The organism is Exiguobacterium sp. s193 (assembly GCF_018618755.1).
GTDB lineage: Bacteria > Bacillota > Bacilli > Exiguobacteriales > Exiguobacteriaceae > Exiguobacterium_A.
Map to the genome: position 1 here is coordinate 112637 of NZ_JACSMR010000002.1, position 25677 is coordinate 138313.

General features: G+C 47.4%; 26 protein-coding genes. 24 read left to right on the forward strand and 2 right to left on the reverse strand.

Translation table 11 applies throughout. From position 1 onward, the window contains the following. The 7 genes from yhbY (at nucleotide 1) to KNQ04_RS04260 (ending at nucleotide 5466) form a co-directional block, all read left to right on the forward strand. Nucleotides 1-294 (forward strand): ribosome assembly RNA-binding protein YhbY, encoded by a 294-nt coding sequence (gene yhbY / locus KNQ04_RS04230; protein WP_088836513.1) that lies wholly within the window; start codon nucleotides 1-3, stop codon nucleotides 292-294. Continuing rightward, nucleotides 291-860, forward strand: coding sequence for a nicotinate-nucleotide adenylyltransferase (gene nadD, locus KNQ04_RS04235; protein ID WP_214847554.1), 570 nt, complete (start codon nucleotides 291-293; stop codon nucleotides 858-860). The genes yhbY and nadD overlap by 4 nt, the downstream gene beginning before the upstream one ends. Beyond that, nucleotides 850-1425, forward strand: a complete 576-nt coding sequence (gene yqeK / locus KNQ04_RS04240; protein WP_214847556.1) for a bis(5'-nucleosyl)-tetraphosphatase (symmetrical) YqeK — start codon at nucleotides 850-852, stop codon at nucleotides 1423-1425. The genes nadD and yqeK overlap by 11 nt, the downstream gene beginning before the upstream one ends. Then, nucleotides 1422-1769 carry a ribosome silencing factor gene (gene rsfS, locus KNQ04_RS04245; RefSeq protein WP_214847558.1) on the forward strand — a complete coding sequence of 116 codons (348 nt, stop codon included), beginning with the start codon at nucleotides 1422-1424 and terminating at the stop codon, nucleotides 1767-1769. Before yqeK ends, rsfS begins: the two co-directional genes overlap by 4 nt. Continuing rightward, nucleotides 1769-2497, forward strand: a complete 729-nt coding sequence (locus KNQ04_RS04250) for a class I SAM-dependent DNA methyltransferase (RefSeq protein ID WP_214847560.1) — start codon at nucleotides 1769-1771, stop codon at nucleotides 2495-2497. The genes rsfS and KNQ04_RS04250 overlap by 1 nt, the downstream gene beginning before the upstream one ends. A 192-nt stretch (nucleotides 2498-2689) precedes the next feature. Then, a complete protein-coding gene (locus tag KNQ04_RS04255; RefSeq protein ID WP_214847562.1) occupies nucleotides 2690-3304 on the forward strand; it encodes a helix-hairpin-helix domain-containing protein in 615 nt (204 codons plus the stop codon). Further along, the gene (locus KNQ04_RS04260; RefSeq protein ID WP_214847564.1) at nucleotides 3304-5466 is read left to right on the forward strand and encodes a DNA internalization-related competence protein ComEC/Rec2; all 2163 of its coding nucleotides are present in this window, start codon (nucleotides 3304-3306) and stop codon (nucleotides 5464-5466) included. Before KNQ04_RS04255 ends, KNQ04_RS04260 begins: the two co-directional genes overlap by 1 nt. Before the next feature lie 35 nt (nucleotides 5467-5501). Here the strand turns inward: KNQ04_RS04260 and KNQ04_RS04265 are convergent, their stop codons facing one another. After that, nucleotides 5502-5663: a YqzM family protein gene (locus KNQ04_RS04265; RefSeq protein ID WP_029332892.1), complete on the reverse strand. Its 162-nt coding sequence runs from the start codon at nucleotides 5661-5663 to the stop codon at nucleotides 5502-5504. 100 nt (nucleotides 5664-5763) lie between these two features. Between KNQ04_RS04265 and holA the strand changes: the two genes are divergently transcribed. Together holA and KNQ04_RS04275 are read left to right on the forward strand one after the other, a co-directional pair. Next, nucleotides 5764-6765, forward strand: a complete 1002-nt coding sequence (gene holA, locus KNQ04_RS04270) for a DNA polymerase III subunit delta (RefSeq protein ID WP_214847565.1) — start codon at nucleotides 5764-5766, stop codon at nucleotides 6763-6765. 11 nt (nucleotides 6766-6776) lie between these two features. Further along, a complete protein-coding gene (locus KNQ04_RS04275) occupies nucleotides 6777-7211 on the forward strand; it encodes a GNAT family N-acetyltransferase (protein ID WP_214847567.1) in 435 nt (144 codons plus the stop codon). A 129-nt stretch (nucleotides 7212-7340) separates the two neighbouring features. On the opposite strand, the gene rpsT is transcribed toward KNQ04_RS04275, so the two are convergent. Beyond that, on the reverse strand, nucleotides 7341-7601 hold the full coding sequence (gene rpsT / locus KNQ04_RS04280) for a 30S ribosomal protein S20 (protein WP_012369681.1): 261 nt from the start codon (nucleotides 7599-7601) through the stop codon (nucleotides 7341-7343). A 233-nt stretch (nucleotides 7602-7834) separates the two neighbouring features. On the opposite strand from rpsT, the gene lepA reads away from it, so the two are divergent. The 15 genes from lepA (at nucleotide 7835) to KNQ04_RS04355 (ending at nucleotide 25416) form a co-directional block, all read left to right on the forward strand. After that, the gene (gene lepA, locus KNQ04_RS04285) at nucleotides 7835-9658 is read left to right on the forward strand and encodes a translation elongation factor 4 (protein ID WP_214847570.1); all 1824 of its coding nucleotides are present in this window, start codon (nucleotides 7835-7837) and stop codon (nucleotides 9656-9658) included. Nucleotides 9659-9719: 61 nt separating this feature from the next. Next, on the forward strand, nucleotides 9720-10865 hold the full coding sequence (gene hemW / locus KNQ04_RS04290; protein WP_214847572.1) for a radical SAM family heme chaperone HemW: 1146 nt from the start codon (nucleotides 9720-9722) through the stop codon (nucleotides 10863-10865). Between the two features lie 359 nt (nucleotides 10866-11224). Then, nucleotides 11225-12262, forward strand: a complete 1038-nt coding sequence (hrcA, locus tag KNQ04_RS04295) for a heat-inducible transcriptional repressor HrcA (RefSeq protein ID WP_214847573.1) — start codon at nucleotides 11225-11227, stop codon at nucleotides 12260-12262. 24 nt (nucleotides 12263-12286) lie between these two features. After that, nucleotides 12287-12847, forward strand: coding sequence for a nucleotide exchange factor GrpE (grpE, locus tag KNQ04_RS04300; protein WP_214847574.1), 561 nt, complete (start codon nucleotides 12287-12289; stop codon nucleotides 12845-12847). Nucleotides 12848-12900: 53 nt separating this feature from the next. Continuing rightward, a complete protein-coding gene (dnaK, locus tag KNQ04_RS04305) occupies nucleotides 12901-14727 on the forward strand; it encodes a molecular chaperone DnaK (RefSeq protein ID WP_214847575.1) in 1827 nt (608 codons plus the stop codon). Nucleotides 14728-14862: 135 nt separating this feature from the next. Next, nucleotides 14863-15972 (forward strand): molecular chaperone DnaJ, encoded by a 1110-nt coding sequence (gene dnaJ / locus KNQ04_RS04310; RefSeq protein WP_214847576.1) that lies wholly within the window; start codon nucleotides 14863-14865, stop codon nucleotides 15970-15972. A 24-nt stretch (nucleotides 15973-15996) separates the two neighbouring features. Continuing rightward, nucleotides 15997-16944, forward strand: a complete 948-nt coding sequence (prmA, locus tag KNQ04_RS04315; protein WP_214847577.1) for a 50S ribosomal protein L11 methyltransferase — start codon at nucleotides 15997-15999, stop codon at nucleotides 16942-16944. Between the two features lie 4 nt (nucleotides 16945-16948). After that, a complete protein-coding gene (locus tag KNQ04_RS04320) occupies nucleotides 16949-17695 on the forward strand; it encodes a 16S rRNA (uracil(1498)-N(3))-methyltransferase (protein ID WP_214847578.1) in 747 nt (248 codons plus the stop codon). Between the two features lie 5 nt (nucleotides 17696-17700). After that, nucleotides 17701-19035 carry a tRNA (N(6)-L-threonylcarbamoyladenosine(37)-C(2))-methylthiotransferase MtaB gene (gene mtaB, locus KNQ04_RS04325; RefSeq protein WP_214847579.1) on the forward strand — a complete coding sequence of 445 codons (1335 nt, stop codon included), beginning with the start codon at nucleotides 17701-17703 and terminating at the stop codon, nucleotides 19033-19035. 331 nt (nucleotides 19036-19366) lie between these two features. Next, complete coding sequence (rluF, locus tag KNQ04_RS04330) at nucleotides 19367-20062, forward strand: 23S rRNA pseudouridine(2604) synthase RluF (protein WP_214847581.1); 696 nt, start codon at nucleotides 19367-19369, stop codon at nucleotides 20060-20062. 55 nt (nucleotides 20063-20117) lie between these two features. Next, nucleotides 20118-20993, forward strand: coding sequence for an EamA family transporter RarD (gene rarD, locus KNQ04_RS04335; RefSeq protein ID WP_214847583.1), 876 nt, complete (start codon nucleotides 20118-20120; stop codon nucleotides 20991-20993). 22 nt (nucleotides 20994-21015) lie between these two features. Further along, nucleotides 21016-21900, forward strand: coding sequence for an EamA family transporter RarD (gene rarD / locus KNQ04_RS04340; protein ID WP_214847585.1), 885 nt, complete (start codon nucleotides 21016-21018; stop codon nucleotides 21898-21900). A 75-nt stretch (nucleotides 21901-21975) separates the two neighbouring features. Continuing rightward, nucleotides 21976-22641, forward strand: coding sequence for a deoxyribose-phosphate aldolase (deoC, locus tag KNQ04_RS04345; protein WP_214847587.1), 666 nt, complete (start codon nucleotides 21976-21978; stop codon nucleotides 22639-22641). 151 nt (nucleotides 22642-22792) lie between these two features. Beyond that, nucleotides 22793-23770, forward strand: coding sequence for a BMP family lipoprotein (locus tag KNQ04_RS04350; protein ID WP_214847589.1), 978 nt, complete (start codon nucleotides 22793-22795; stop codon nucleotides 23768-23770). Continuing rightward, nucleotides 23767-25416: a methyl-accepting chemotaxis protein gene (locus KNQ04_RS04355; RefSeq protein WP_214847591.1), complete on the forward strand. Its 1650-nt coding sequence runs from the start codon at nucleotides 23767-23769 to the stop codon at nucleotides 25414-25416. The genes KNQ04_RS04350 and KNQ04_RS04355 overlap by 4 nt, the downstream gene beginning before the upstream one ends. The last annotated feature ends 261 nt before the right edge of the window (nucleotides 25417-25677 follow it).

A 25677-nucleotide genomic window follows, 5' to 3' on the forward strand; every position in this document is an offset into this window, starting at 1 on the left:
ATGTTAACAGGTAAACAAAAACGATTTTTACGTGCAACAGCACATGACTTAAGCCCGATTTTCCAAGTAGGGAAAAATGGCGTTGGAGAAGCGATGTGTGCTGATTTGATCGATGCACTCGAAAAACGCGAATTATTGAAAGTCCAAGTCTTGCAGAACTGTGCCGACACACCTAAAGATGTAGCGGCTGAACTCGTCGACGGAACAAATGCTGAACTCGTTCAAGTCATCGGTAAAGTCGTTGTTCTCTACAAAGAATCGAAAGAGAATAAAACGTTACAATTACCACGATGAAGATTGGTCTGATGGGCGGAACATTTGATCCGCCCCACATCGGTCATTTATTGATAGCAGAACAAGCAAAGGAACAACTGCGTCTTGATGCGGTCTGGTTTTTACCCGCAAACGTTCCTCCGCATAAAGCAGCGAACGTGACGAGTGCGACGCAACGGTTGCAACTTGTCGAAGCCGCTGTTCAGGCGAACGATGCGTTTTCCGTCTCGACGATTGAGTTCGAACGTCAAGAAAAATCGTATACGCTTGAGACGGTTCTCGAATTGAAAAAACGGTATCCGACAGACGAGTTCATCTTTCTGCTCGGGGCGGATTCACTTGCGAGCCTCGAGACATGGTATCAAGCAGAGCGTCTGTTTAAGGCGATTCAATTCGGTGCGGTCGCACGTCCGGGGAGTCGTTATTTGATTCCGTCAGGTGCGCAGGTTACGGCAGTCGATTTACCGTTGCTCGAAGTGTCCTCAACGGATATCCGAAAACGTGTCGCCCGCGGAAAAAGTATCCGTTATTTCGTTCCGGAAACTGTCCGACAACTAATCGAGGAGTGGGGATTGTATGTTACTTGAAGAAGCAAACGACATTATTAAGCAAACACTCCCGCATAAGCGCTATGTGCATACGCTTGGAGTTGTTGAAACCGCACGTCAACTCGCGCGGCGAAACGGGGTCGACGAGGAGACGGCAGCGTTCGCTGCGATGCTGCACGATTACGCGAAGTATCGTGACGCCGAAGAAATGCGGACGCTCGCTCGGGAACTCGGACATTTCGAGTTGCTCGATTATGACGATGAGCTCTTGCACGCGCCAATCGGCGCAGAACTCGTCAAACGTGAACTCGGTATCGAGGACACGGTGATTTACCAAGCAATCGCGAACCATACGACCGGTGCTCCGGATATGCCGTTACTCGATCAAGTGATTTTCGTCGCCGATGCGATTGAGCCGAATCGTACGTATCCGGGTGTTGAAACATTACGGGAGATCGCAGACGCCGATTTAACGGACGCCGTCATCGCGACGCTTGCGCATACCATCCAATTTTTATGCAACAAACAAACAGTGATTTTTCCGTTGACGATTGAAACGTATAATGCGTTCGTCACGGCTAAACGAAAGGGGACCGTCCTATGACAGTCGAACAAGAATTAAAATTAATCGTAAATGCAATTGATGATAAGCGTGCAGAAGGTATCATCGTCTTAGACATGAAAAACATCTCACCCATCGCGGATTATTTCGTGATTTGTGAAGGTGGATCAGAAAAACAAGTACAAGCCATCGCACGTGAAGTGAAAGAAGTTGCCCATAAAAATGAATTGCCGATCAAACGTCTCGAAGGACTTGACGCAGCACGTTGGGTACTCGCCGATCTTGAAAATGTTGTTGTCCATGTCTTCCACCGTGATGACCGTGACTACTACAACCTTGAGAAACTCTGGTCAGACGCACCTAAAGTAGAAGTCGAGATTGACTGATGGCGTACGAACAATTTGCATACGTCTATGACGAGTTGATGCAAGATGTTCCCTACGACGAATGGGTCGCCTGGGTAGCGCAATACGTCGAAGCAAACAGTACGATTGCTGACGTCGGTTGTGGGACAGGGACGGCGACGTTGTTACTCGCTGAGCATTACCGCGTGACAGGTATCGATTTATCGGAAGAGATGCTTGAAATCGCGCAGGAAAAAGCGATGGAACAACAGCAAAAAATCGATTTCTGGTGTCAAGACATGCGCGAAATCGAATTGCCTGCTCCAGTCGATGCAATGACGATTCTGTGTGACTCGCTCAACTACCTGAAGACAGAAGCGGATGTGCAACAAACGTTCGAACGTGCGGCGCAGACGTTAAAAGAAGGCGGGAAGTTGTTGTTTGATGTCCATTCCCCGCATAAGATGGAAACACTCTTTAACGGGAAAACATACGCGACACACGCCGAACAAAGTTCTTATATTTGGTTTGCTGATCCCGGAGAAGCACCACTTTCCGTCGTTCACGAATTGACGTTCTTCATCGAAGACGAAGATGGACGTTACGACCGTGTTGACGAGACACATCATCAACGGACGTATCCGCCGGAACAATACGTGACGTGGCTTCGTGAAGCAGGGTTTAGGACGCTCGCCGTAACAGGTGACTTCACAAGTGATGCACCAACGCCGACAGCGGAACGAATTTTCTTTGTAGCTGAAAAAATATAATCGACGAACCGTTGCGGAAGGAAACTTTCACAGCGGTTTTTTTGTGCCTTAATTTAGTCAAGGGATGTCCCTCGCTGAATAAAATCATTCTAGATGATTATCTTTATCCCGTAACGGTGTTCGATAGGACAGTTAGTCGGTGCTACGTGACGACGCGAGCCTGGTAAAGTCGAGGTAAGAGGAGGGAGACCGATGACGATTCCGAGAATTCAACAAATCGCGAGCGTTGCTGTAGTCGTGTTATTGATGATTGTACTCTTCGTCCCGTTACCATCTTGTTCGAAGGAGGCGCTCGTCGACAAACCGGCAATCGTCAACCGTGAACAAGATGCGAAAGCAGAAGTTCAAGCGACGGTGGATCAGACCATCTTAAATAAAAAAATCATGGTCGACGTGAAAGGGGCCGTCAAACGACCAGGACCGTATTCCTTTAAGCTAGGGCAGCGGATTAAAGATGCGGTTGTCCGCGCAGAGTTGACGCAAGCGGCGGACGTGACACAAATGAATCTCGCGGCACGGTTGATTGACGGTCAGGAAGTCATCGTCCCGACAAAAGAAAAGGCTTCGCTGAAGCAACCGAAAGTTGAAACACCGCAAGCGGATGTACCGGACGCGATGCTTGATTTGAATGCTGCGACAAAAGAGCAATTACTCGAAGTCTCAGGAATCGGTCCCGCTAAAGCGAGTGCAATTTTAGCCTACCGGGAAGAAAAGGGCGGTTTTGCCCGATATGAAGACTTAGGGGAAGTGAAAGGTTTTGGTGACAAGACGCTCGAAACATTAAGAGCCTACTTGATTGTCTACTGATGCCATTATTCCCGTTATTTTTCATGATCGTATTGGTCGCAATCAAAGAGTCATTATGGCTCGTGGGTCTGATTTGTGTAGTTTTCGCAATCAAGAGTTGGATGTTCACGCCTGTCCGTTTGTTTTTGACGTTCCTGTTAGTCGGGACATTCCTGATTTTTGGACGGCAGACGACAGATATGACACCTATCGAGTCAGTCGATCTGTTAGATGCTAAACAAAACGGGGACCGGATTCGCTACTTGGCCGCTGTCGGGGAGCGACAGCTGATCGTTGCAGCGACTCTCGATGAACGGGAGGACCTCGATTACGAGCGGATTGGATGGAGTTGTCAAGTTGAATTAACAGAAGCGACGATCTTACCTCGTGTCAATCGGGGCGGGTTTGATGAAGCAAGGTGGATGCGTACAGAACGATTAGCAGGAAAGTTCGAAGTCAAGAAATGGGGGACGTGTCACGAGACACCGGGATTTGAGGCACGTGGGCGAAGAATGCGTCAAGCATGGATGGACCGGATGGAGCGACTTCCGATAAAACAAGCCTTGTATATCGAAGCCCTGGTTCTAGGGGAAGACCGCTTGATGGATCAAGTGACGCTTGATCGGTTCAAAAAATTCGGACTGTTGCATGCAATCGTCATTTCCGGGTCACATATCGCTTTTTTGATTTTTACGACGTTATGGATGTTGAAGAAGTGTCGGCTGACGCGTGAACGAAGAGCTGAATTCGTCCTGATTTTGTTACCGATCTATGGCTGGCTGACGGAGTGGAGTGCTCCTGTCACACGGGCAGTCTGTGTCGCGTTCATCTTGTTGCTCTACCAACGTCTCGGGCGACGCACGGATCCGTTGCTCGTCGTCGCCTATGTCGCAGCAGCACAACTTGCTTATTCCTATACAAGCCTTTATGATGTCGGTTTTCAATTGACGGTCGGCTTAACGATTTTTTTATTGTTATCGCGCCAAATCTGGCAAAAAATGAAACGGCCCTGGAATTGGTTGTTGATCAGTATATGGGCACAAGTTATGACGAGTCTCGTTTTGCAACTCGCTGAGCAAACGGAAGTCTCGCCATGGTCGCCATTTTTAAACCTTCTGATTGGTGCCTGGATCGAGTGGATTATTTTACCGCTGTCCTTCCTAGTCGGAGTGTTGTTGTTTTTCCCGGTTACGGGAACACTCATGACACTGCACCATCAGTCGATCGACCTGCTCGATGATGCTCTCGCAGCGGCAGAACAATTGCCTGTTCCGACGGTCGCGGTCCATTTATTATCGTTACCGCTTTTCCTAGTTGTGTTAGCCGTCGTCGTCGCGGGCTGGTCTGTAGCAGAACGGAAGTGGTGGGGGCACATATTACCTGTCTGCGCCCTACTTATCGGCAGTCTGTGCATGGATTTACGGACAGAGGAACGGATTACGTTTTTAGACGTTGGACAGGGCGACAGTACCGTGATTGAAAAAGCAGGAGAAACGTTCGTCATCGACACGGGTGGTGCCTTCACGTTGTCGAAGCGGACACCACTCCGTCCGTTTGACCCGGGTAGTCAAATCGTTGCGCCTTTTCTTCACACACGAGCAGAGACGGTAATTGACGGGCTTATTTTGACCCATGCCGACAATGACCATATTGGTGGTGTTCTCGGTCTGTTGAAAAAAGTTAGGGTCGATACGATTTATTTCGGGAGATACGATAATCAAGATGAGAAGCGGAACGCTGTGCTCGAGCAGATTAAAGCGACGGGGACAAAGGTAGAATTCGTTAAAGCCGGGCAAGCCATTCGCCCGTGGCTGCATGTAATTGCTCCTGCTGAATCGGAAGCGGAAGAAAATGACCGTTCCATCGTCTTGCTTGCTGACGTTGCGGGAAAGAGCGTGTTACTGACTGGAGACGCCGGAGTCGAACAGGAGGAGGGATGGCGCATCGGTAAGGTCGATATTTTAAAGGCCGGACATCATGGGTCGAAGACGTCGACCGGACTTGAGTTATTACAGCAGGTTGATCCGGATACGGTGATCATCTCTGCCGGACGAAATAACCGGTATGGTCACCCGCATAAGGAAGTACTCGAGCGGATCGGCGAAAACCGGACGATCTGGCGGACGGACCAGGACGGAATGATAACTTGTTCTTCAGCAGGCTGTGAAGCTATGATAAAATAAAAAACAGCAACCCCCCAAGGTTGCTGTTTTAGTGATTATAGACTTAAGAATTTGATTAAAACGCCAATGATGAACAAAACGGCGAAGAAACCAAATGAAGCGCCAAAACCGACGGCTGAGTCAAGCGCGTCATTACGTTTTGATTGAATATCGTTTTCAAACGCATTTTCACTTGGTGGGCGTACTGAATGTGCCATGCTGCATTCCCCCTTAATAGATTCCGCTTCTAGTATAGCGGAATAAAAGAGGATTATCTATGATGAAGTTAAGAACAAACTGTGAAATGTGGTGGGAATGATGAAAACACCTTGGCTTGTCAACGGAAAGTTGGCTAACCTTTATTTATTATATGGAACGGAACGTCACCTTTTAGAGGAGTGGGAACGTGAAATCGTCAAAGCTGCGTTACCGGATGGGGAACGTTTTGACTATATGAAGATTGATTTGAACGATCAACCGCTCGACGCGGTCCTCGATGAAGCGGAAACGGTCCCTTTTTTAAGTGATTACCGTGTCGTCATTGCAAAACCGGCAACATTCCTGACGGGAGCAAAAGATAAAAAGACGCATAACGTCGAACGTTTAGCAGAGTATGTCTTGAAACCGGCAGACTATGCGGTCGTCGTCTTGATTGTGGAAGCGGAAAAATTAGACGAACGGAAAACAATCGTCAAACGGTTGAAGGAACGTGCGACGGTCCTTGAAGCAAAAAAACCGACGACAGAAGAGTTGTACCGTTTTACGATGGATGCCGTCAGCAACAAAGGGTACCGGATGGAGCGTCCGGCAATCGAACGACTGATTTTCCTGACAGGAGAAATGTGGGGGACGCTTGCCCATGAACTCGATAAGTTGATGCTTTACGCGGGTGACCACCCGACGATTGAGTTAGCAGATGTTGATCTGTTGGTTCCGCGGACGCTTGAAGATAACGTGTTCCAGTTGACGGATTATTTGATGAAACGACAACTCGAACCGGCAATCCGGCTGATCCGTGACCTAGAAAAACAAGGGCAGGAAGTGTTGGCGTTGCTTGGTTTGATGGCACGTCAGTACCGGATGATGTTACTGTCGAAACGTTTGGCAGAACAAGGATACGGCGAACGGCAAATCGCCTCGAAGGTCGGCGCACATCCATACGCGATCAAACTTGCTTTACAATCAGGGAAACGGTTCACGTTCGCGCAACTGGAACATGCCTTAATCGCCATCACGACGACCGATGAAGGGATGAAGACAGGGCGGGGAGATAAAAAAATCTTATTTGATTCGCTAATCGTCCGACTAGCGACCTTGTGAGGGGGAGACCAATGGAAATCCGAATGATTGAAGCAACAGAAGTGATTCCACTTCGGCATGCCGTATTACGTCCGCATCAACCGATTGAGTCATGTACGTACCCAGATGACTTGGCTGCCGATACGTTTCACCTTGGCGGAATCAAGGACGGGGAAATTGTTGCAATCGGGACATTTGCGAAACGGTCATACGAAGCAGATCCTGAACTTGGCTATCAACTGCGGGGCATGGCGACGAGCCCTGATGTCCGTGGTGAAGGATACGGGATGGCATTGCTCGAAGAAGCAAGGCGAATCCTGAAGGCACGGCAAACGAGCGGGTGGTGGTGTAATGCCCGGCTTGTCGCAGTTCCGTTCTACGAACGATTGGGAATGAAGATTGCGAGTGAACAATTTGAAATCGAAGGCATTGGTCCGCATCACGTGATGGTGGATCGATTGACGTAAGTATTCAGACCGATTGAGGCTGACTCTAAAGGAATCGTTCTTTTGAGTCAGCCGCTTTTTTTTCGCAAAAAAAATCGCCACTGGGGAAGCCCCCTAGTGGCGATCAATCACCGTATTCTTCGGAAAGAATTAAAGTGCGTTTACGAGACGAGCGAGACGTGATTTGTCACGACCAGCTTTGTTGCTGTGGATAAGACCTTTAGCAGCAGCTTTGTCGATTTTCTTAGATGCTGTGTTGAAAGCTACGAGCGCTTGCTCTTTGTTGCCTTCAGTAGCGAAAGTTTCGACTGCTTTGATAGCTGAACGCATAGACGATTTACGTTGTACGTTAGCGACGCGGCGTTTTTCAGCTGTTTTAACACGCTTGATTGCTGATTTAATGTTAGCCATGGATGATTCACCTCCAAGAAAACTCATTCGAGATTTATATTCGCATATCTGCATTTATCGTTCAACAGAACAAACACAATTGTAGCAAACGTTTTTCTTAAAAGCAATAACAGCTCTAGGGTTTCTTTGGATTTTTGTTTTTCGGTAAAACAAAACGGGATGGTACAGCTCGTCTGATTTTTGTTATAATGAAGCGTATGTACGTTTGAATATAAGGTAAGGTGACTATAAACATGAATAATGCAGACCGTTTAAAACGGCAGAAGAGCATTCGGAACTTTTCGATTATCGCCCATATCGACCACGGGAAATCGACGCTCGCTGACCGTATTTTAGAAAGAACTGGCGCTTTGACGTCACGTGAAATGAAAGACCAAACGCTTGATGCCATGGATCTCGAACGGGAACGTGGAATCACGATCAAGTTGAATGCTGTCCAACTGAAGTATACAGCAAAAGATGGTGAGGAATATATCCTCCATCTGATCGATACGCCTGGACACGTCGACTTTACCTATGAAGTATCACGCTCACTTGCAGCGTGTGAAGGTGCTGTTCTCGTCGTTGATGCAGCGCAAGGAATCGAAGCGCAAACACTCGCGAACGTCTACTTGGCATTAGATAACGACCTTGAGATTTTACCGATCATCAACAAAATCGACTTGCCGTCAGCGGATGTCGAACGTGTTCGTCAAGAAATCGAAGATGTCATCGGGCTTGATGCGTCTGAAGCGGTCCCGACGTCAGCGAAAGCGGGAATCGGGATTGAAGAGATTCTTGAACAAATCGTCGAGAAAGTGCCTGCACCAACCGGTGATCCGGCTGCACCTCTTGAAGCGTTAATTTTTGATTCGTTTTATGACCCGTACCGCGGCGTTGTCGCCTCTATCCGGATTGTCAACGGAACGGTCAAAGTCGGTGACAAGATTCGCATGATGTCGACCGGTAAAGATTTCGAAGTCTTAGAGCTTGCCGTTTCTACACCAAAACCACTCCGTCAACAAGAACTGACAGTCGGGGATGTTGGTACATTGTCGGCGTCGATTAAGACGGTCGGGGACGTCCGGGTCGGGGATACGATTACGCTTGCGAAACAGCCGGCAATCGAAGCCTTACCAGGGTACCGGAAAATGAACCCGATGGTGTATTGTGGACTCTATCCAATCGATGCTGCCCGTTACAATGATTTACGTGAAGCGCTTGAACGCCTTCAGTTAAGCGATGCAGCACTCGAGTTTGAACCGGAGACATCACAAGCACTTGGATTCGGTTTCCGTTGCGGTTTCCTAGGTATGTTGCACATGGAAATCATTCAAGAGCGTATCGAACGTGAGTTCAATATCGATATGATTACGACAGCACCGTCGGTTATCTACAATGTGACGACGACGTCTGGCGAAGTCTTGCATGTCGACAACCCGTCGAAGATGCCCGACCAGCAAAAGGTCGAGTTCATCGAAGAACCTTTCGTCAAGGCAGCTGTCATGACACCGAACGACTACGTCGGGGCGATCATGGAGCTTTGCCAAAAGAAACGCGGAACGTTCATCGATATGGAATACATCGATACGACACGTGTCAAAATCACGTATGAGTTGCCACTTTCGGAAATCGTTTATGATTTCTTCGATCAATTAAAATCGAGTACAAAAGGGTACGCTTCACTGGATTACGAATTGATTGGCTATCAACAATCACGCCTCGTGAAGATGGATATCTTATTGAATAACGAAAACGTCGATGCCTTGAGTTTCATCGTTCATCGTGATTTTGCATACGAACGCGGGAAAGTCATCGTTGATAAATTAAAAGAATTGATTCCACGGATGCAATTCGAAGTGCCGATTCAAGCTGCGGTCGGGACAAAAATCGTCGCCCGTTCGACGATTAAAGCTCTTCGGAAAAACGTTCTTGCAAAATGTTATGGTGGGGACATTTCACGGAAACGTAAATTGCTCGAGAAGCAAAAAGAAGGTAAGAAGCGGATGAAGATGGTAGGCTCGGTAGAGGTACCTCAAGAAGCCTTCATGTCGGTTCTGTCGATGGATGAAGATTAAAGTCAAAAGGGGGGCGTCTAACGCACCCTTTTTGTTGTTTATTTAGAAAGGATGAGGCGAAATGACTCCACGCGCCGCATATGTCCACATTCCGTTTTGTGAACATATCTGTTATTACTGTGATTTCAATAAAGTATTTTTAAAAAACCAACCGGTTGCGGAATATTTAGATGCGTTAGAACGCGAAATCGAACTGACACTACAACAATACCCGACGGATCGACTCGAAACGATTTTCATTGGCGGCGGAACACCGACTGCGTTAAATGAACAACAGATGCAACGTCTGATGGATATCATCAGTAAACATCTTTTGCCACTGACGGACGCGACGCTTGAATACACGGTCGAATCGAATCCGGATGGCGTATCACCTGAAAAACTCGATATCATGAAAGCAGGTGGTGTCAACCGTGTCAGTTTCGGCGTCCAGTCATTTGACGACGGATTGCTTGAACGGATCGGTCGGACGCACCGGGAAGCGAAAGTTGCAGAAACGCTTGACGAAGCCGCTAAACGGTTTGATAACATTTCTGTCGATTTGATGTTCGGCTTACCGAATCAAACGCTTGAGCAAGTTAAATATGACGTCGAACGTGCCCTTCGTTTACCAATCACGCATATTTCGTCATACTCGTTAATTCTTGAGCCCCATACCGTATTTGCGATTCAAGAACGAAAAGGAAAACTTCCATTACCGACACAAGATCTTGAAGCGGAAATGTACCGTTTGATGATTGAGACGATTGAAGCCGGTGGTTTGAACCAATACGAGATCTCGAACTTCTCGTTACCGGGAAAAGAAAGTCGGCATAACCGGGTCTACTGGGAAAATGATGAGTATTACGGATTCGGTGCAGGCTCGCATAGTTACATCAATCAAACACGTCGCGCGAACATCGCACCGATTCCGCATTACATCAAGGCGGAAGGTTTACCGGTCCGCAACGAGACACCGTTGACACGTGTCGAACGAATGGAAGAAGAGATGTTCCTCGGTCTTCGGATGAAGCAAGGTGTGTCAATCGAACACTTTGAACAAAAGTATGGTCTACCGTTAGATACTGCTTTCGGTAAAACAATCACGAAGTTGTTGCCGCGCGGGTTAGTCGAACGGACGGATACGCACTTACGATTAACAGAGGCGGGTGTACCGCTTGCAAACGAAGTATTCGCCGAGTTCATCGGAGAAGCGGAAGTTAAATGATTTCAGGACAACAAAAAACCAATCCACAGCAGCGGGATTGGTTTTTTGCGTATAGACAAAGTGCTATCGGGAGATAAATTTCGTTACTTTCCTCGTACGCGTCTATTTTTTAGATTTTCTTGCGAAATAAGCGGTCGTTCCGACAATGGCAATGAACAACCAAACGAACACACCAGCCATCGCAAACATCTCAATCATCTGGATCATCCTTTTCATCATTTGTTTCACTGTATCGCATAATGGGAAACTGTTCAAAGGGTTCAGCAAATCAGTTGACATCATTTCCACGATTCCTTATAGTAAAGATGTAATTAGCACTCGTTAAAAGTGAGTGCTAACAAAATAAGGTGGTGAAGAAGGTGCTGACGGATCGTCAATTGTTGATTTTGCGTGCAATCGTCGATGATTATATCAAAACCGCTCAACCCGTCGGCTCACGGACGCTCTCAAAACGAGACGACGTGACGTTCAGTTCCGCGACCATTCGAAATGAGATGGCGGACCTCGAAGAGATGGGATTGATTGAAAAACCGCATACTTCTGCGGGACGGATTCCATCTGAGCTTGGATATCGATTTTATGTCGATCATCTGATTCGTCCGGAAAGCATCTCACCGCAAGAGGCAAAAGCATTAAAATCGTTATTTGCCCATTCCGTGAATGAAAATGATCGCTTGATCAGACATACGGCGGACTTGTTGAGCGAATTGACGCATTACACGACACTTGTATTAGGTCCTAAAGAAGAAGGACAACGGCTCCACCATTTAGAATTAATCCCGTTAGCAGAAGGACGCGTCGTAATCGTTCTCGTAACGGAGACAGGTCATGTTGAACATAAGACGCTTCAGTTAGCGGAAGCTCTCTCACGCGAGGCAGCGAGTCGACTGATGGAACGTTTGAATCAGACATTACGGGGAACGCCACTGAGCAATCTTCGTCTTCGCTTGCTAGAAGAAATTAGACGTTTCCGTTCCGAACATTCGGAACAGACCTCGTTACTTTCGAAAGCACTCGATATCGTTCTGATGGATCAACAGGATGAGCGACCGTTGATTTATCTGGGTGGGAAAGCAAACATGTTCGACCAACCGGAGTTTCAAGATGTCGCCAAATTAAGACCTGTCTTAGAATTGATTGAACAGCAGGAAGCATTGTTTGATTTCTTGAGTCCGAATCTGGATAATCAAATCTTGATTACGATCGGAAGCGAGAACAATGTCGATGCCCTGAAGGATTGTAGCGTGATCCGTGCCCATTACTCTGTTGATGGCGTTTCGCTCGGGACACTTGCGCTGATCGGTCCAAAACGGATGGATTATAATCGAGGCATCAATTCGATCATTCATCTTTTGCAAGCATTCCAAACCGAGCTGCGTAAGAACAGCTTGGATTGAATATAGAAAGGGGCTCGATTCAGAGTGGAAGAAAAAGAGCAGAATCAAAACCTCAGTAATGAAGAAACAACCGAGCAACAAGCAGAAACAGTTGAAGTAACAGAAGAGGAACTCGTGCAAGCGGACCTCGTCGAAGAAGAAGCGACACCGAATTTTGAAGCACAACTTGCAGAAGCAAAAGCTTCAGAATTACGACTCCGTGCCGATTTTGATAACTTCAAGCGTCGTAACCGGATTGAAGCAGAAAATCGTGCGAAGTATTCATCACAAGCAATCGTCGAGAAGTTACTACCACTCGTCGATAATCTTGACCGCGCACTTCAGATTGAGTCTGACAACGAAGAAACGAAGTCAGTCTTAGCTGGTGTCGAAATGGTCAAGCGTCAGTTAGCCGAAACCCTTCAAAACGAGGGTGTCGTTGAAATTCCAGCTGTAGGGGAAGCTTTTGACCCGAATCTGCATCAGGCAGTCGTTCAGGAAGCAAGTGACGAGTTCGAGTCGGGCATCGTAACGGCTGAATTCCAAAAAGGGTATAAGTTACATGATCGCGTGATTCGTCCAAGTATGGTCAAAGTCGCAGAGTAATCTTGATTCATCCGTAATACAACAATTAACTAATCGAAGGTGAGGAATTTATCATGGCAAAAATCATTGGTATTGACTTAGGTACAACAAACTCATGTGTAGCAGTAATGGAAGGCGGAGAGCCGGTCGTTATCGCAAACGCAGAAGGTAACCGTACGACACCATCTGTCGTCGCTTTTAAAAACGGAGAACGTCAAGTCGGGGAAGTCGCGAAACGTCAAGCTATCACGAACCCGAATACAATCATGTCGATTAAACGTCACATGGGTACAGACTACAAAGTCGAAGTTGAAGGAAAAGATTACACACCACAAGAAGTATCAGCCATCATCCTTCAAAAACTCAAAGCACAAGCTGAAGATTACCTCGGTGAAAAAGTAACGGAAGCAGTCATCACAGTTCCTGCTTACTTCAATGATGCAGAACGCCAAGCAACAAAAGACGCGGGTACAATCGCTGGTCTTGACGTGAAACGGATCATCAACGAGCCGACTGCAGCAGCACTTGCATACGGACTTGAAAAAGGCGAAGACCACACAATCCTCATCTATGACTTAGGTGGCGGAACATTCGATGTTTCAATCCTTGAACTTGGCGATGGTGTCTTTGAAGTTGTTTCAACAGCCGGTGACAGCCGTCTTGGTGGAGATGACTTTGACCAAAAAATCATCGACCACTTGGTTGCAGAATTCAAAAAAGACAACGGCATTGATCTTGCCCAAGATAAAATGGCGCTTCAACGTTTGAAAGACGCTGCTGAAAAAGCGAAGAAAGACCTCTCAGGTGTCTCTTCAACACAAATCAGTCTTCCGTTCATCACGGCTGGCGCAGCAGGTCCACTTCACCTTGAAATGACATTGTCACGTGCGAAGTTCGACGATTTAACAGCTGACCTCGTCGAACGGACGATGGAACCAACCCGCCGTGCCCTTAGCGACGCTGGTATGTCACCAGATAAAATCGATAAAATCATTCTTGTTGGTGGATCAACACGAATTCCTGCAGTTCAAAAAGCCGTTCAAGACTTCACAGGTAAAGAATCATTCAAGGGCGTTAACCCGGACGAAGTCGTTGCCCTCGGTGCAGCAGTTCAAGGTGGCGTATTGACTGGTGACGTCAAAGACGTTGTCCTTCTCGACGTAACACCACTTTCACTCGGAATCGAAACAATGGGTAGCGTGATGACGAAGTTGATCGACCGTAACACGACGATTCCGACATCAAAATCACAAGTGTTCTCTACAGCAGCTGATAACCAGCCGGCAGTAGATATCCACGTCCTTCAAGGGGAACGTCCGATGGCGTCAGACAACAAAACGCTTGGTCGTTTCCAGTTGACAGACATTCCGCCGGCACAACGCGGCGTACCGCAAATCGAAGTTAAATTCGACATCGATGCAAACGGAATCGTTAACGTATCGGCGAAAGACCTCGGTACAAACAAAGAACAATCGATCACAATCCAATCATCAAGCGGCTTGACTGAAGCGGACATCGACCAAATGGTCAAAGATGCTGAAGCAAACGCAGATGCAGATAACAAGCGTAAAGAAGAAGTTGAACTTCGTAACGAAGCCGATCAACTCGTCTTCGCGACAGATAAAGCAATCAAAGACCTCGGCGAACAAATCGATGCTGCTGATAAAGAAAAAGCAGAAGCTGGAAAAGAAAAAGTAACAACGGCTCTTGCTGGAGAAGACATCGAAGCGATTCGTACGGCGAAAGATGAATTATCAACAGTCGTTCAAGAACTCACACAAAAAGTCTACGAAAACATGGCTCAACAACAAGCTGGCGCTGAAGGCGCACAAGCTGGTGGACAAGACGACAACGTCATGGACGCAGAATTTGAAGAAGTAGACGACAAAGACAACAAATAATTCAAATCGACCGATTTTTCGGGCGCTAGAGAGAGCCAAAGCGTGATCCGCGCTTTGGCTCTTTCCATGTCGCACGAAGTTCGGTAAAATCAAACAGTATGAAATGAATCGGAGCCAAAGAGAGGGAGACTGAACGTGGAAAAACGCGATTATTATGAAGTGTTAGGTGTTGCACGCGACGCCTCAGCAGCAGAAATTAAACGAGCTTACCGGAAACTCGCCCGGACCTACCATCCGGATGTCAATAAAGAGTCAGATGCCGATGCAAAATTCAAAGAGATTTCGGAAGCTTACGAAGTCTTGTCTGACGATAACAAACGTGCACGTTACGATCAGTACGGTCATCAAGACCCGTCGCAAGGTGGGGCAGGATTCAGTGGCGCAGAAGGTTTCGGAGACATCTTTGACATGTTCTTTGGTGGTGGCGGACGCCGGCAGGACCCGAATGCACCGCGTAAAGGGCAAGATCTCCAGTACGTAGAAGAAATTGATTTCATGGAGGCGGTCTCGGGTGTCGAGAAAGTCATCACGATTCCGGTCGAAGAAGATTGTGAAACGTGTCATGGGTCAGGCGCAAAACCAGGGACGCATCCGGAAACATGTAAACGTTGTGGTGGATCAGGTCACATCAACGTCGAACAAAACACGATGTTCGGACGTGTCGTCAACCAAACAACATGTTCAACATGCCAAGGTCGTGGACAAATCGTCAAAGAACCATGTGAAACATGCCGTGGTGCAGGACGTGTCCGTAAAAATAAAGATGTTCGTGTCAAAATTCCGGCGGGGATCGACAATGGACAACAAATTCGCCTAGCTGGTAAAGGTGAAGCGGGCGTCAACGGTGGACCATTCGGTGATCTCTACGTCGTCGTTCGTGTACGCGAACATGAATTGTTCGAGCGTGTGGACGATCATATCGTCATGGACATGCCGCTGACATTTGCACAAGCGACACTCGGTGACGAGATTGAAGTACCGACTGTGCACGGCAAAGTTAACTTGAAGATTCCGGCCGGGACACAAACCGGTTCACGGTTCCGTCTTCGTGGTAAAGGGATGCCGAACGTCCGTTCAGGTCATCATGGTGATCAGTATGTCAACGTCGTCCTCATCACACCGAAACATTTAACGGACCGTCAAAAGGAAATCTTACGTGAGTTCAACGAAATCAGTGATGAAAAAGGTGTCGAAGAGCAGCATGAAGGTGTCTTTGGCCGCATTAAAACATTCTTCAAAGGGTGATTCGCTAAAGGAGCGTGACAGGAAATGAAATGGTCAGAAGTGTGTGTCCATACGACACAAGAAGCCGTCGAAGCAGTTTCGAATATTTTACATGACGCAGGAGCGAGTGGTGTCGTCATCGAGGATGTTGAAGATTTTGAGATGATGTCACATCGTGAAGACAACTTCGGTGAAATTTGGGATGAGAAAAAACGGGACGAATACCCGGATACGGGTGTCCTCGTCAAAGCTTATCTTGCGGAAAGTAGCGATTTGACGGATATGATCAAAGGGATTGAACGGGATATCCAGACGCTGACGCAGTTCGGGCTGACAATTGGTTCAGGTACTGTCACGCTCACACAAGTCGATGAAGAAGACTGGGCTCATTCGTGGAAACAGTTTTATAAACCGGTCAAGATCAGCCGTCACTTGACGGTCGTTCCGATGTGGGAAGATTATACACCACAACCAGATGAGAAAATCATCGAACTTGACCCGGGTATGGCGTTTGGTACAGGAACGCACCCGACGACAGTTTTATGTATTCAAGCGATTGAAAACTACTTGCAAGAGCAAGACCGTGTCGTCGATGTCGGGACGGGTTCAGGTGTCCTCGCAATCGCCGCTGCGAAACTTGGGGCAAAAGATGTATTTGCGCTCGATTTAGATGAAGTCGCCGTTAAATCAGCGACGGATAACGTGGCACTCAATCAAGTCAGTGACCGGATCACAGTCCGTCAAGGGGACTTGATGAAAGCATTAAATGAACCCGTCGAATTGATCGTCGCGAACATCTTAGCAGAGGTCATCTTATTGTTTGTAAACGATGCCTATCAGCTGACACTTCCTGGGGGGCACTTCATTGCCTCAGGTATCATCAGTCAGAAGAAAGATATGGTTGTCGAGGCGATGACCGAGGCTGGTTTTACGATTGTTGAAACTACAAAATTGGAAGACTGGGTCGCAATCATCGCGAAACGCGAGGCCTGAGCCGATGCAACGATACTTTGTAGAGCAGACAGCCCGTTCGGGAGAACGGTTTACCTTGCAGAAGGATGACGCCCATCATATGAAAAATGTCATGCGGATGGATGCCGGGGATGATATCTTGGTTCTTGATGGAACCGGTCTATTTCGTTGTACGCTTGAAGACCTCGACAAACAACAGGCCGTCGCGCGGATTGTCGAGTCGTTACCAATCGATACAGAATTACCGATTCGGGTAACGCTTGCCTATGCCTTGCCGAAAGGTGATAAAATCGAGCTCGTCGCCCAAAAAGCGACTGAACTCGGGATGAATCAATTACTCGTTTTTGAATCAGCCCGTTCAGTCTCGAAATGGGATGCGAAAAAGGTCTCGAAAAAACTCGAGCGTCTTGAAAAAATCATTAAAGAGGCAGCCGAACAATCATACCGTGCTCACTTGCCGCAAGTTGACTATGTGACGTATGATAAAGTCCTACAGGAAGCACCGCAATATACGGCCTGTTTAGTTGCGTATGAAGAAGCAGCGAAAGAAGGCGAAGCTACGGCTTTTGCCTCGACCCTTGCACGACTGCAGGCAGGGGATTCGCTCCTCGTCGTGATTGGTCCTGAAGGTGGACTGACGGAGTCGGAAGTAACACGGTTGACCGATGCCGGCTTCTTAGCGGCATCACTCGGACGACGGATTTTACGGACGGAAACGGCGCCGCTGTATGTCCTATCCGCCGTATCGTATCATTTTGAACTGAAAGGGTGAACGAAATGGCTACTGTTGCCTTTCAAACGCTTGGCTGTAAAGTCAATCATTATGAGACAGAGGCCGTCTGGCAGCTGTTTAAAGATGCAGGTTACGCGCGTGTCGATTTTGCAGATCATGCAGATGTCTACGTCGTCAATACATGTACCGTTACGAATACGGGTGATAAAAAAAGTCGTCAAGTCATTCGACGGGCGATTCGTCAAAATCCAGACAGCGTCATCTGTGTAACGGGTTGTTATGCGCAGACGTCGCCTGCTGAAATCATGGCGATTCCGGGCGTCGATGTGGTCGTCGGGACGCAGGACCGCCACAAGATGATTGGGTACATCGAACAGTTCCGCGAAGAACGGATGCCAATTAATGCCGTCGGGAACATCATGAAGGCAAAAGTCTACGAAGAACTGGACGTTCCGGCGTTTACGGACCGGACACGGGCTTCGCTGAAGATTCAAGAAGGCTGCAATAATTTTTGTACATTCTGTATCATTCCATGGGCTCGTGGGTTGATGCGTTCCCGTCAACCGGAAGATGTCTTAAAGCAGGCGCAACAGCTCGTTGATGCTGGCTACAAAGAAATCGTCTTGACGGGGATTCATACGGGTGGCTATGGTGAAGATTTAAAAGACTATAACTTAGCGAAGTTGTTGAGAGCACTCGAGTCCGTCACAGGTCTTGAACGGCTCCGGATTTCTTCAATCGAAGCGAGTCAAATCACGGATGAAGTGTTGGACGTCTTAAAAGATTCACCAATCGTCGTCCGGCACTTGCATGTCCCGATTCAGTCGGCATCAGATACCGTACTGCGGCGGATGCGTCGTAAGTATACGATGGCCGAGTTCGGGGAACGGATCACGCGTCTGAAAGAAGTGTTACCCGATTGCGCCATCACGTCAGATGTCATCGTCGGTTTCCCGGGGGAGACGGAAGAAGAGTTCATGGAGACGTTCAACTTCATCAATGATCATAAGTTCAGCGAGCTGCATGTCTTCCCTTACTCGAAACGGACGGGAACACCAGCTGCAATGATGGACGATCAAGTCGATGAGCACGTTAAAGAACAGCGTGTTGCCCGTTTGATTGCCTTATCCGATCAACTCGCAAAAGAATATGCTTCAAAATATGAAGGGGAACTGCTTGAAATCATTCCGGAAGAGTTTTCGGAAGAAGCAGGCGGTCGTCTCGTCGGTTATACCGATAATTACTTACGTGTCGCGATTGACGGTGACGAGTCACTGATTGGGCAGCTCGTGCGCGTCAAAATCATTAAAGCCGGCTATCCAATGAATGACGGACAATTCGTCCGCATCATGGAGACATTAAAAGAACAAGCGATTTGAAATGAGTTCGTCTTCCTGCTTCAGGGAGACGAACTTTTTTAGCGAGTAGACGAAACGTGATGCTTTTTAGGGACGTGACGGACGTGACGGAAATCCGGGCATGCAGACGGTTTAGGATTTACTCCTTGAATCGCCTTAGAATCGCAAAACACAATCGGTCGCGACCCTGCCGCTTTGAAGATGAGGTGAGAGACAGGGAAGCGCGAACGGATTGCCTCTCGGGATTGCCTGTTCACGTTTCATGACAGGCTGTACGAAATAAATTATTTTGTTTTCAAGTAACGGATACGCTACACTGAGGAAAGATTCTAAAAGAGAAAGAGGATAACCTATGCGAATTAATAAATTCATCAGTGAAACAGGATACTGCTCAAGACGGGCAGCAGATAAATTGGTCGACGCCGGTCGCGTCACAATCAATGGTGTCGTCGCGGAACTCGGTTCACAAGCGGAAGCGACGGATACCGTTGAAATCGATGGGCAGCCGCTCCAAACAAAACCGACGCTTGAGTACTTGATTTTGAATAAACCGGTCGGCATCACATGTACGACCGAACTTGATATCGAAGGAAACATCATCGATTTCGTCAATCATCCGAAACGGATTTTCCCGATCGGGCGTTTAGACAAAGACTCAGATGGCCTCATCATCTTGACGAACGATGGAGACATCGTCAACCGGATTTTACGGGCGGAGAATAATCATGATAAAGAATACATCGTAACCGTCGATGCCCCGATCACGGAGACGTTCATCGAAGGGATGGCGAGCGGCGTCGATATCCTTGGAACGACAACGAAGGAATGTATCGTCGAACAACTTGAGTCACGGACGTTCCGAATCGTCTTGACGCAAGGCTTGAACCGGCAAATTCGCCGGATGTGTAAAGAATTCGGTTACCGCGTCAAGCGGTTGCAACGGGTCCGTATCATGAATATTGAGTTAGGTGATTTACCGATTGGTGAATGGCGTGACTTGACGGAATCAGAAATGAAAACCTTATTTACGACGCTCGATCAAGAATAACGAAAAAGTCGCCATGATGATGGCGGCTTTACTTGTATACATAAGGAGGTTCATCTTGGATAAACGGGGAATGAGCGCGACGTTCGTCGCCTATGTGATTGGCGGGTTGTTACCGATTTACAAATTATTTGCAGACACTGTCCCGGCATGGACGGTCGTGTCGATTCGGATTATCAGTGCGTTTATCTTCGTCACACTATTATTGCGTTTGTCCGGGAAATTTTCGCAAGTCAGTCGGTTATGGCGGAATAAAAAACAACGACTGACCGTTTTAGCTGCGGGACTTGTTCTCGGTGGGAACTGGACGCTGTATCTCTATGCAATCGGTGAAGGGTACATCGTCGAATCATCACTCGGTTATTACATCAATCCACTCGTCAGTGTATTGTTTGGTTTGCTGTTCTTTCAAGAACGGTTGAACCGGGCACAATTGATTGCCATCATCAGTGCCATCATCGGTGTCTTGATTTTGACGTTCGGCTATGGGAAGTTTCCGATTATTGCTTTTTCGCTTGCTGTTTCGTTTGCTTTTTATGGTGTATTAAAGAAAAAGGCGGCAGCAGAACCATTATCCGGGTTGTTCCTAGAGACGTTAGTGACATTACCGTTCGCGCTGTTGACGCTTGGTGTGACGGGAGCGAATCCGCTTGCGCTACCGACAGAAGCTTTTATTGCCATCATCATGCTTGGTGTTGCGACAGCCGTTCAGTTGATGTTGTTTGGGTACGGCATGCCGAAGATCCCATTTGTGTACGTCGGTATCTTGCAGTACATCGCACCGACGTTGACGTTGGTACTCGGTGTCTTTTTATTTAATGATGTGTTCACATCGATTCACTTCGTGGCTTTCCTATTCATCTGGCTTGCCGTCGCATTGTTTACAATCAGTGGTTTATCGGCAGGTCGAATGAAAATGAAAAAGGTCTCGTAATTCAGAAAAGAGGAATGGAACGATGAATAAACCTGGCCTGTTTGCCACATTAGGCGCATATGTCATTTGGGGGTTGCTTCCGATTTATTGGAAGCTGCTCGCCAGCGTCTCGAGCGAGGCGATTCTCGCCAATCGGATTGTCTGGTCGTTTTTGTTTTTATTAGTTTTATTGTATTTCCAAAAAGCACTTACTAAACTGACGACAGCCTTTAGGAACCGGCGAACACGACGCTTATTTTTCTTGAATGGAATCATCATCAGTATGAATTGGTTTATCTACATCTGGGCAGTCAATCATAACTTCATCGTTGAAGCCTCGCTCGGCTACTACATCAATCCGCTCGTCAGCATCGTGTTCGGTGTGTTCTTCTTTAAAGAAAAGCTGTCACGGATTGAATGGATTGCGATTTTGCTGGCGACAATCGGTGTCTTGATATTAACGATCGGGTACGGTGAGTTCCCTTGGATTTCGCTCGCGCTTGCGTTCAGTTTCGGATTTTATGGCGTCGTCAAAAAACAGCGGCCGCTTGAATCAACGGTCAGTTTGACACTCGAAACGCTAGCCCCGCTACCGCTAGCACTCCTTTTTATTGGTTATCTCGGTGTACAAGGGCAGTCGACGTTCTCACACAGTCCGTTCGTCACAGGTGGTCTTTTGCTGACAGGTGTCATTACGGCCGTACCACTTTTATTGTTTGGTTTTGGCGCACAACGGATTCCATATACAGTCGTCGGGTTTCTCCAATTCGTTGCTCCGACATTGTCGCTTGCAATTGGTGTTCTTCTGTACGGTGAACCCTTTACGCGCACACACTTGATTGCGTTTACATTCATTTGGTCTGCTGCGCTCGTCTTTACGCTGAACAGTTTGCTGCTTCGAAAAAAACAACTGCGGAAAGTAGCGTAAAAAGATAGAAGTCTGACCTCTTGCGTGATAGAATAGAAAAAGAGTATAAGGGATACCCTTAAGGAGGAACTAATCATGAATTTAGCAGCTATGATCGACCACACGGCACTCAAACCGGAAACATCACGTGCGCAGATCGAAACACTTTGCAAGGAAGCACTTGAGTATAAATTTGCAAGTGTTTGTGTCAACCCGACGAATGTTGCACTTGCGGCAGAGCTTTTGAAGTCTGACGACAACGTCAAAGTCTGTACAGTCATCGGCTTCCCACTTGGTGCAAACACACCGGAAGTCAAAGCTTTCGAAACGAAAGATGCAATCAAAAACGGGGCAACTGAAATCGATATGGTGCTTAACATCGGCGCACTAAAAGACGGTGACGTTGAGCTTGTGGAGCGTGATATCCGTGCAGTAGTCGAAGCGGCGAACGGTACGCTCGTTAAAGTCATTTTTGAAAACTGTCTCTTAACAAAAGAAGAAATCAAAACTGCGGCTGAACTTTCAGTCAAAGCGGGTGCGAACTTCGTTAAAACATCAACTGGTTTCTCAACGGGTGGCGCAACGGTAGAAGATATTCGTCTCATGCGTGAAACAGTTGGACCTGACATCGGTGTGAAAGCTTCAGGCGGCGTTCGTGACTTCGAAGGCGCTAAAGCAATGATCGATGCGGGTGCATCACGCATCGGTGCATCTGCAGGTATCGCTATCGTCACAGGCGGTTCTTCAGACAGCGATTACTAATTCGGCTTAAAAATCGATAGGCACGTCTTTCCTGAAGTGGGAGAGGCGTGTTTTTTTTGTTGTCAGGAAAATTCTGAATACGGTATTGCTATTAAGAAGTCAGACATCGCTTCCGATAATCAAATGTAGAACGTTGGAAGGAAGTGTATAGATGTTGAAACGCTGGAAGCTAGCAATACTTGCGACGACAATCAGTCTAGCAGGTTGTGGGAGTATCATCGATGATCCGGATCAAGCAGTAAAAGAGCGCCAAAAAATGTCTGTCGTCTTATCAGATGTGGGTCTCGGGGATCAATCGTTTAGTGATGCTGCGATGAGTGGCATGGCCTTATTACGTGAAAAAGAGGATTGGTTCATTGATTACCGTGAGCTAAGCGAAACGAAGACATATAAAGTGGCATTTGATACATTAGCTAAAAAGAAACCGACTGTTGTTGTTGGACTGGGCTTCATGGGACAAGCAGAGCTTGAAGAGGTTGCCAAACGTTATCCGTTACAACAATTTGCATTGATTGATGCCGTATCAGAACTACCGAACGTTCTATCGGTTACATTTAAAGAAGATGAAGGCAGTTATCTTGCAGGAGCTGCTGCTGCCCTCCAATCGAAAAACGAGACGATTGGTTTTGTTGGCGGAATGAAATCTCCGTTAATCGAAAAATTTGAAAAGGGGTACACGGCAGGAGCAAAAGCCATCAATCCAGATATCAAAGTCTTAGTTGATTATGCAGAAGATTTCGCAGCACCGGAAAAAGGGCGGACAATTGCGAATAAACAAATGGAGCAACAAGCAGATGTTTTATTTGCAGCAGCTGGTCTGACGGGCAGTGGTGTCCTTGAGGCGGCACAAGCAAAAGGCAACAAAGCGATTGGTGTCGATAGTGACCAGACGGCGATTGCACCTGACGCGGTCATGACCTCGATGTTAAAACAAGTCGATCTCGCGATCACGACAATCGGTGATACGGTAAAAGAAAAAGGCCTGCAATCCGGTCAAATCGTCCTTGGTGTCAAAGAGGGAGCGATTCAGCTAGCACCGATTCGAAATGCTAAGTTGTCAGAAAAAGACTTGAGTCAACTTGAGCAATTGAAACAAGACGTATTGGAAGGGAAGGTGAGCGTGCAATGACGTTACGGACACGCTTTTTAATCTCGACGCTCGTGACGATCATCAGCGTCGTCGCCTTGATGGGATGGACGTTATTCGAACTGCGCCAAATTCAATCGTACAACGAAGATTATGGAAAACAACTTGTCGAAATTTCAGAACTTGAGACAAAGTTATTATACGAACAAGCTGCTTGGAACCGACTTGCGAGCCAACCGTCGGATAGTCAGGTCGAACAAGTTCTCGCCTTGAGTCAAAAGAATGAAAAGGCGCTACAATCGCTTCAAAAAACATACTTAATCGATGCTTTTAAAACAGAAATGAATCGGGCAGAAGCTAAATACACAGCGATGTCTACTGAACGAGACGATTTGGTTGAGGAACGCAATCCGATCGCCATCCGGTCGTATGCTGCGCGAATCGAAGGTGTACTGAGTGACTTGTATACGCTGCATACAAAAAATGGTGAATTTTATGATGTGCTGCAACAAGAAGCGAAAGATAAAACGGTCAACTTGACGCGGTCCGTACTAATCGCGACGTTCGTCTTATTAGTTGCGTTAGCACTTTATAATTGGTATTTCGCACGGAGCATCACGCGTCCGATTGGTCGTGTCGTCAAGACGGCAGAGCAAATTTCAGCGGGTGACTTATCGGAACAACTGGAGACGTCAGGACGCGAAGATGAGATTGGTCGACTTGAAACGGCGATCGCTCAAATGCAACAGACGCTACATGGTGTCATCGGGACGATCAGCCATACATCGAACACGATCAGTCAGATGAGTGAGCAGGCCACATCTGAAAATGCAAACATCGTCGAAGTATCGGGAAACATGACGCATGCAATCAATGAGATGGCGAGCGGAACGCAGACGGTATCAGACGATTTGCAAACAACGGTCAGTACGATTACAGACATGAGTTCATTATTTGAACAGAGCGAACATCGGGCGCAACTTGCGCTTAGTCAAGGTCAAGTTGCAGACACGACGATGGGGCAGAGTGCTTCCATCATGGCGGAACAAACAGCGTCACTGGCTGCATCGACGGTACAAAACCGTGAACTCGGCCGTCAGTTAGAAGGTTTCCTCGAACAGACACAACAAATCGAGAAAATGGCAGAACTCGTGTCAGGCGTATCGGCACAAACGAATCTTCTCTCCTTGAATGCGGCGATTGAAGCAGCACGGGCCGGAGAAGCAGGACGTGGATTTGCCGTTGTCGCGAGTGAAGTAAAAAAACTGGCGGACGAAACCCATCAAGCGACACGGTCGATTTTCTCACTCGTCCGTTCGATTCGCCAAGACGGTGCTGTCTTACAAGAAGCATTGTTACGTTCTGAAAGAGAGCAAGAGAGTCAGGTCGCAAACTTTGCCCAAGTCAAATCGGCATTCGAAGCGACACGAAAAAATGTCGCAGAAGTGACGGAGACACTCAGTTACGTGACATCACAACTTGTCCGCTCAAAAGAACAGGCAAGTGAAGTCGTCAATCAAGTCAGTTCGGTCAGTGGCGTGATGGAGGAGTTAGCGGCAGGAAATCAGGAAGTCGCAGCTTCGATGCGTGATCAACAAGCTTCGTTCGAGCAAATTCATCAGTTGATGTTAGAGCTTGAGACGACAACAACATCACTTGATCAACAGACGAGTCAGTTTAAGATTTAAGGAGTACTCTCGGATATCAAGATCAAATGAGTTGATATTGAAGATATGAAAACAACAAAGAGGGATTGCCATCTCAATTGATGGCAATCCCTCAGACTTTAGACAACGTGCGTTCGAGAGTTCAAGCGTCTGTTTTCGTTGCTTTCCTCGGGCGAGGCGCAAGCCGTTGCTCCTTGATCCTCACGGACAACGAGCAGGGTCTTGCCTGCCTCTGAAAATGCGTTAAAAACGCACTTTTTCCCGTAGGAGTCAACGAAACGT

What these genes read in the sequence shown, in the direction of transcription:
- nadD (WP_214847554.1), top strand. Translation starts at nt 291, where the DNA reads ATGAAGATTGGTCTGATGGGCGGAACATTTGATCCGCCCCACATCGGT.
- lepA (WP_214847570.1), top strand. Translation starts at nt 7,835, where the DNA reads ATGAATAATGCAGACCGTTTAAAACGGCAGAAGAGCATTCGGAACTTT.
- rluF (WP_214847581.1), top strand. Translation starts at nt 19,367, where the DNA reads ATGCGAATTAATAAATTCATCAGTGAAACAGGATACTGCTCAAGACGG.
- yqeK (WP_214847556.1), top strand. Translation starts at nt 850, where the DNA reads ATGTTACTTGAAGAAGCAAACGACATTATTAAGCAAACACTCCCGCAT.
- KNQ04_RS04355 (WP_214847591.1), top strand. Translation starts at nt 23,767, where the DNA reads ATGACGTTACGGACACGCTTTTTAATCTCGACGCTCGTGACGATCATC.
- holA (WP_214847565.1), top strand. Translation starts at nt 5,764, where the DNA reads ATGAAAACACCTTGGCTTGTCAACGGAAAGTTGGCTAACCTTTATTTA.
- rsfS (WP_214847558.1), top strand. Translation starts at nt 1,422, where the DNA reads ATGACAGTCGAACAAGAATTAAAATTAATCGTAAATGCAATTGATGAT.
- rpsT (WP_012369681.1), bottom strand. Translation starts at nt 7,601, where the DNA reads ATGGCTAACATTAAATCAGCAATCAAGCGTGTTAAAACAGCTGAAAAA.
- KNQ04_RS04320 (WP_214847578.1), top strand. Translation starts at nt 16,949, where the DNA reads ATGCAACGATACTTTGTAGAGCAGACAGCCCGTTCGGGAGAACGGTTT.
- KNQ04_RS04260 (WP_214847564.1), top strand. Translation starts at nt 3,304, where the DNA reads ATGCCATTATTCCCGTTATTTTTCATGATCGTATTGGTCGCAATCAAA.
- KNQ04_RS04275 (WP_214847567.1), top strand. Translation starts at nt 6,777, where the DNA reads ATGGAAATCCGAATGATTGAAGCAACAGAAGTGATTCCACTTCGGCAT.
- mtaB (WP_214847579.1), top strand. Translation starts at nt 17,701, where the DNA reads ATGGCTACTGTTGCCTTTCAAACGCTTGGCTGTAAAGTCAATCATTAT.
- hemW (WP_214847572.1), top strand. Translation starts at nt 9,720, where the DNA reads ATGACTCCACGCGCCGCATATGTCCACATTCCGTTTTGTGAACATATC.
- KNQ04_RS04265 (WP_029332892.1), bottom strand. Translation starts at nt 5,663, where the DNA reads ATGGCACATTCAGTACGCCCACCAAGTGAAAATGCGTTTGAAAACGAT.
- rarD (WP_214847585.1), top strand. Translation starts at nt 21,016, where the DNA reads ATGAATAAACCTGGCCTGTTTGCCACATTAGGCGCATATGTCATTTGG.
- KNQ04_RS04255 (WP_214847562.1), top strand. Translation starts at nt 2,690, where the DNA reads ATGACGATTCCGAGAATTCAACAAATCGCGAGCGTTGCTGTAGTCGTG.
- dnaK (WP_214847575.1), top strand. Translation starts at nt 12,901, where the DNA reads ATGGCAAAAATCATTGGTATTGACTTAGGTACAACAAACTCATGTGTA.
- deoC (WP_214847587.1), top strand. Translation starts at nt 21,976, where the DNA reads ATGAATTTAGCAGCTATGATCGACCACACGGCACTCAAACCGGAAACA.
- prmA (WP_214847577.1), top strand. Translation starts at nt 15,997, where the DNA reads ATGAAATGGTCAGAAGTGTGTGTCCATACGACACAAGAAGCCGTCGAA.
- yhbY (WP_088836513.1), top strand. Translation starts at nt 1, where the DNA reads ATGTTAACAGGTAAACAAAAACGATTTTTACGTGCAACAGCACATGAC.
- KNQ04_RS04350 (WP_214847589.1), top strand. Translation starts at nt 22,793, where the DNA reads ATGTTGAAACGCTGGAAGCTAGCAATACTTGCGACGACAATCAGTCTA.
- KNQ04_RS04250 (WP_214847560.1), top strand. Translation starts at nt 1,769, where the DNA reads ATGGCGTACGAACAATTTGCATACGTCTATGACGAGTTGATGCAAGAT.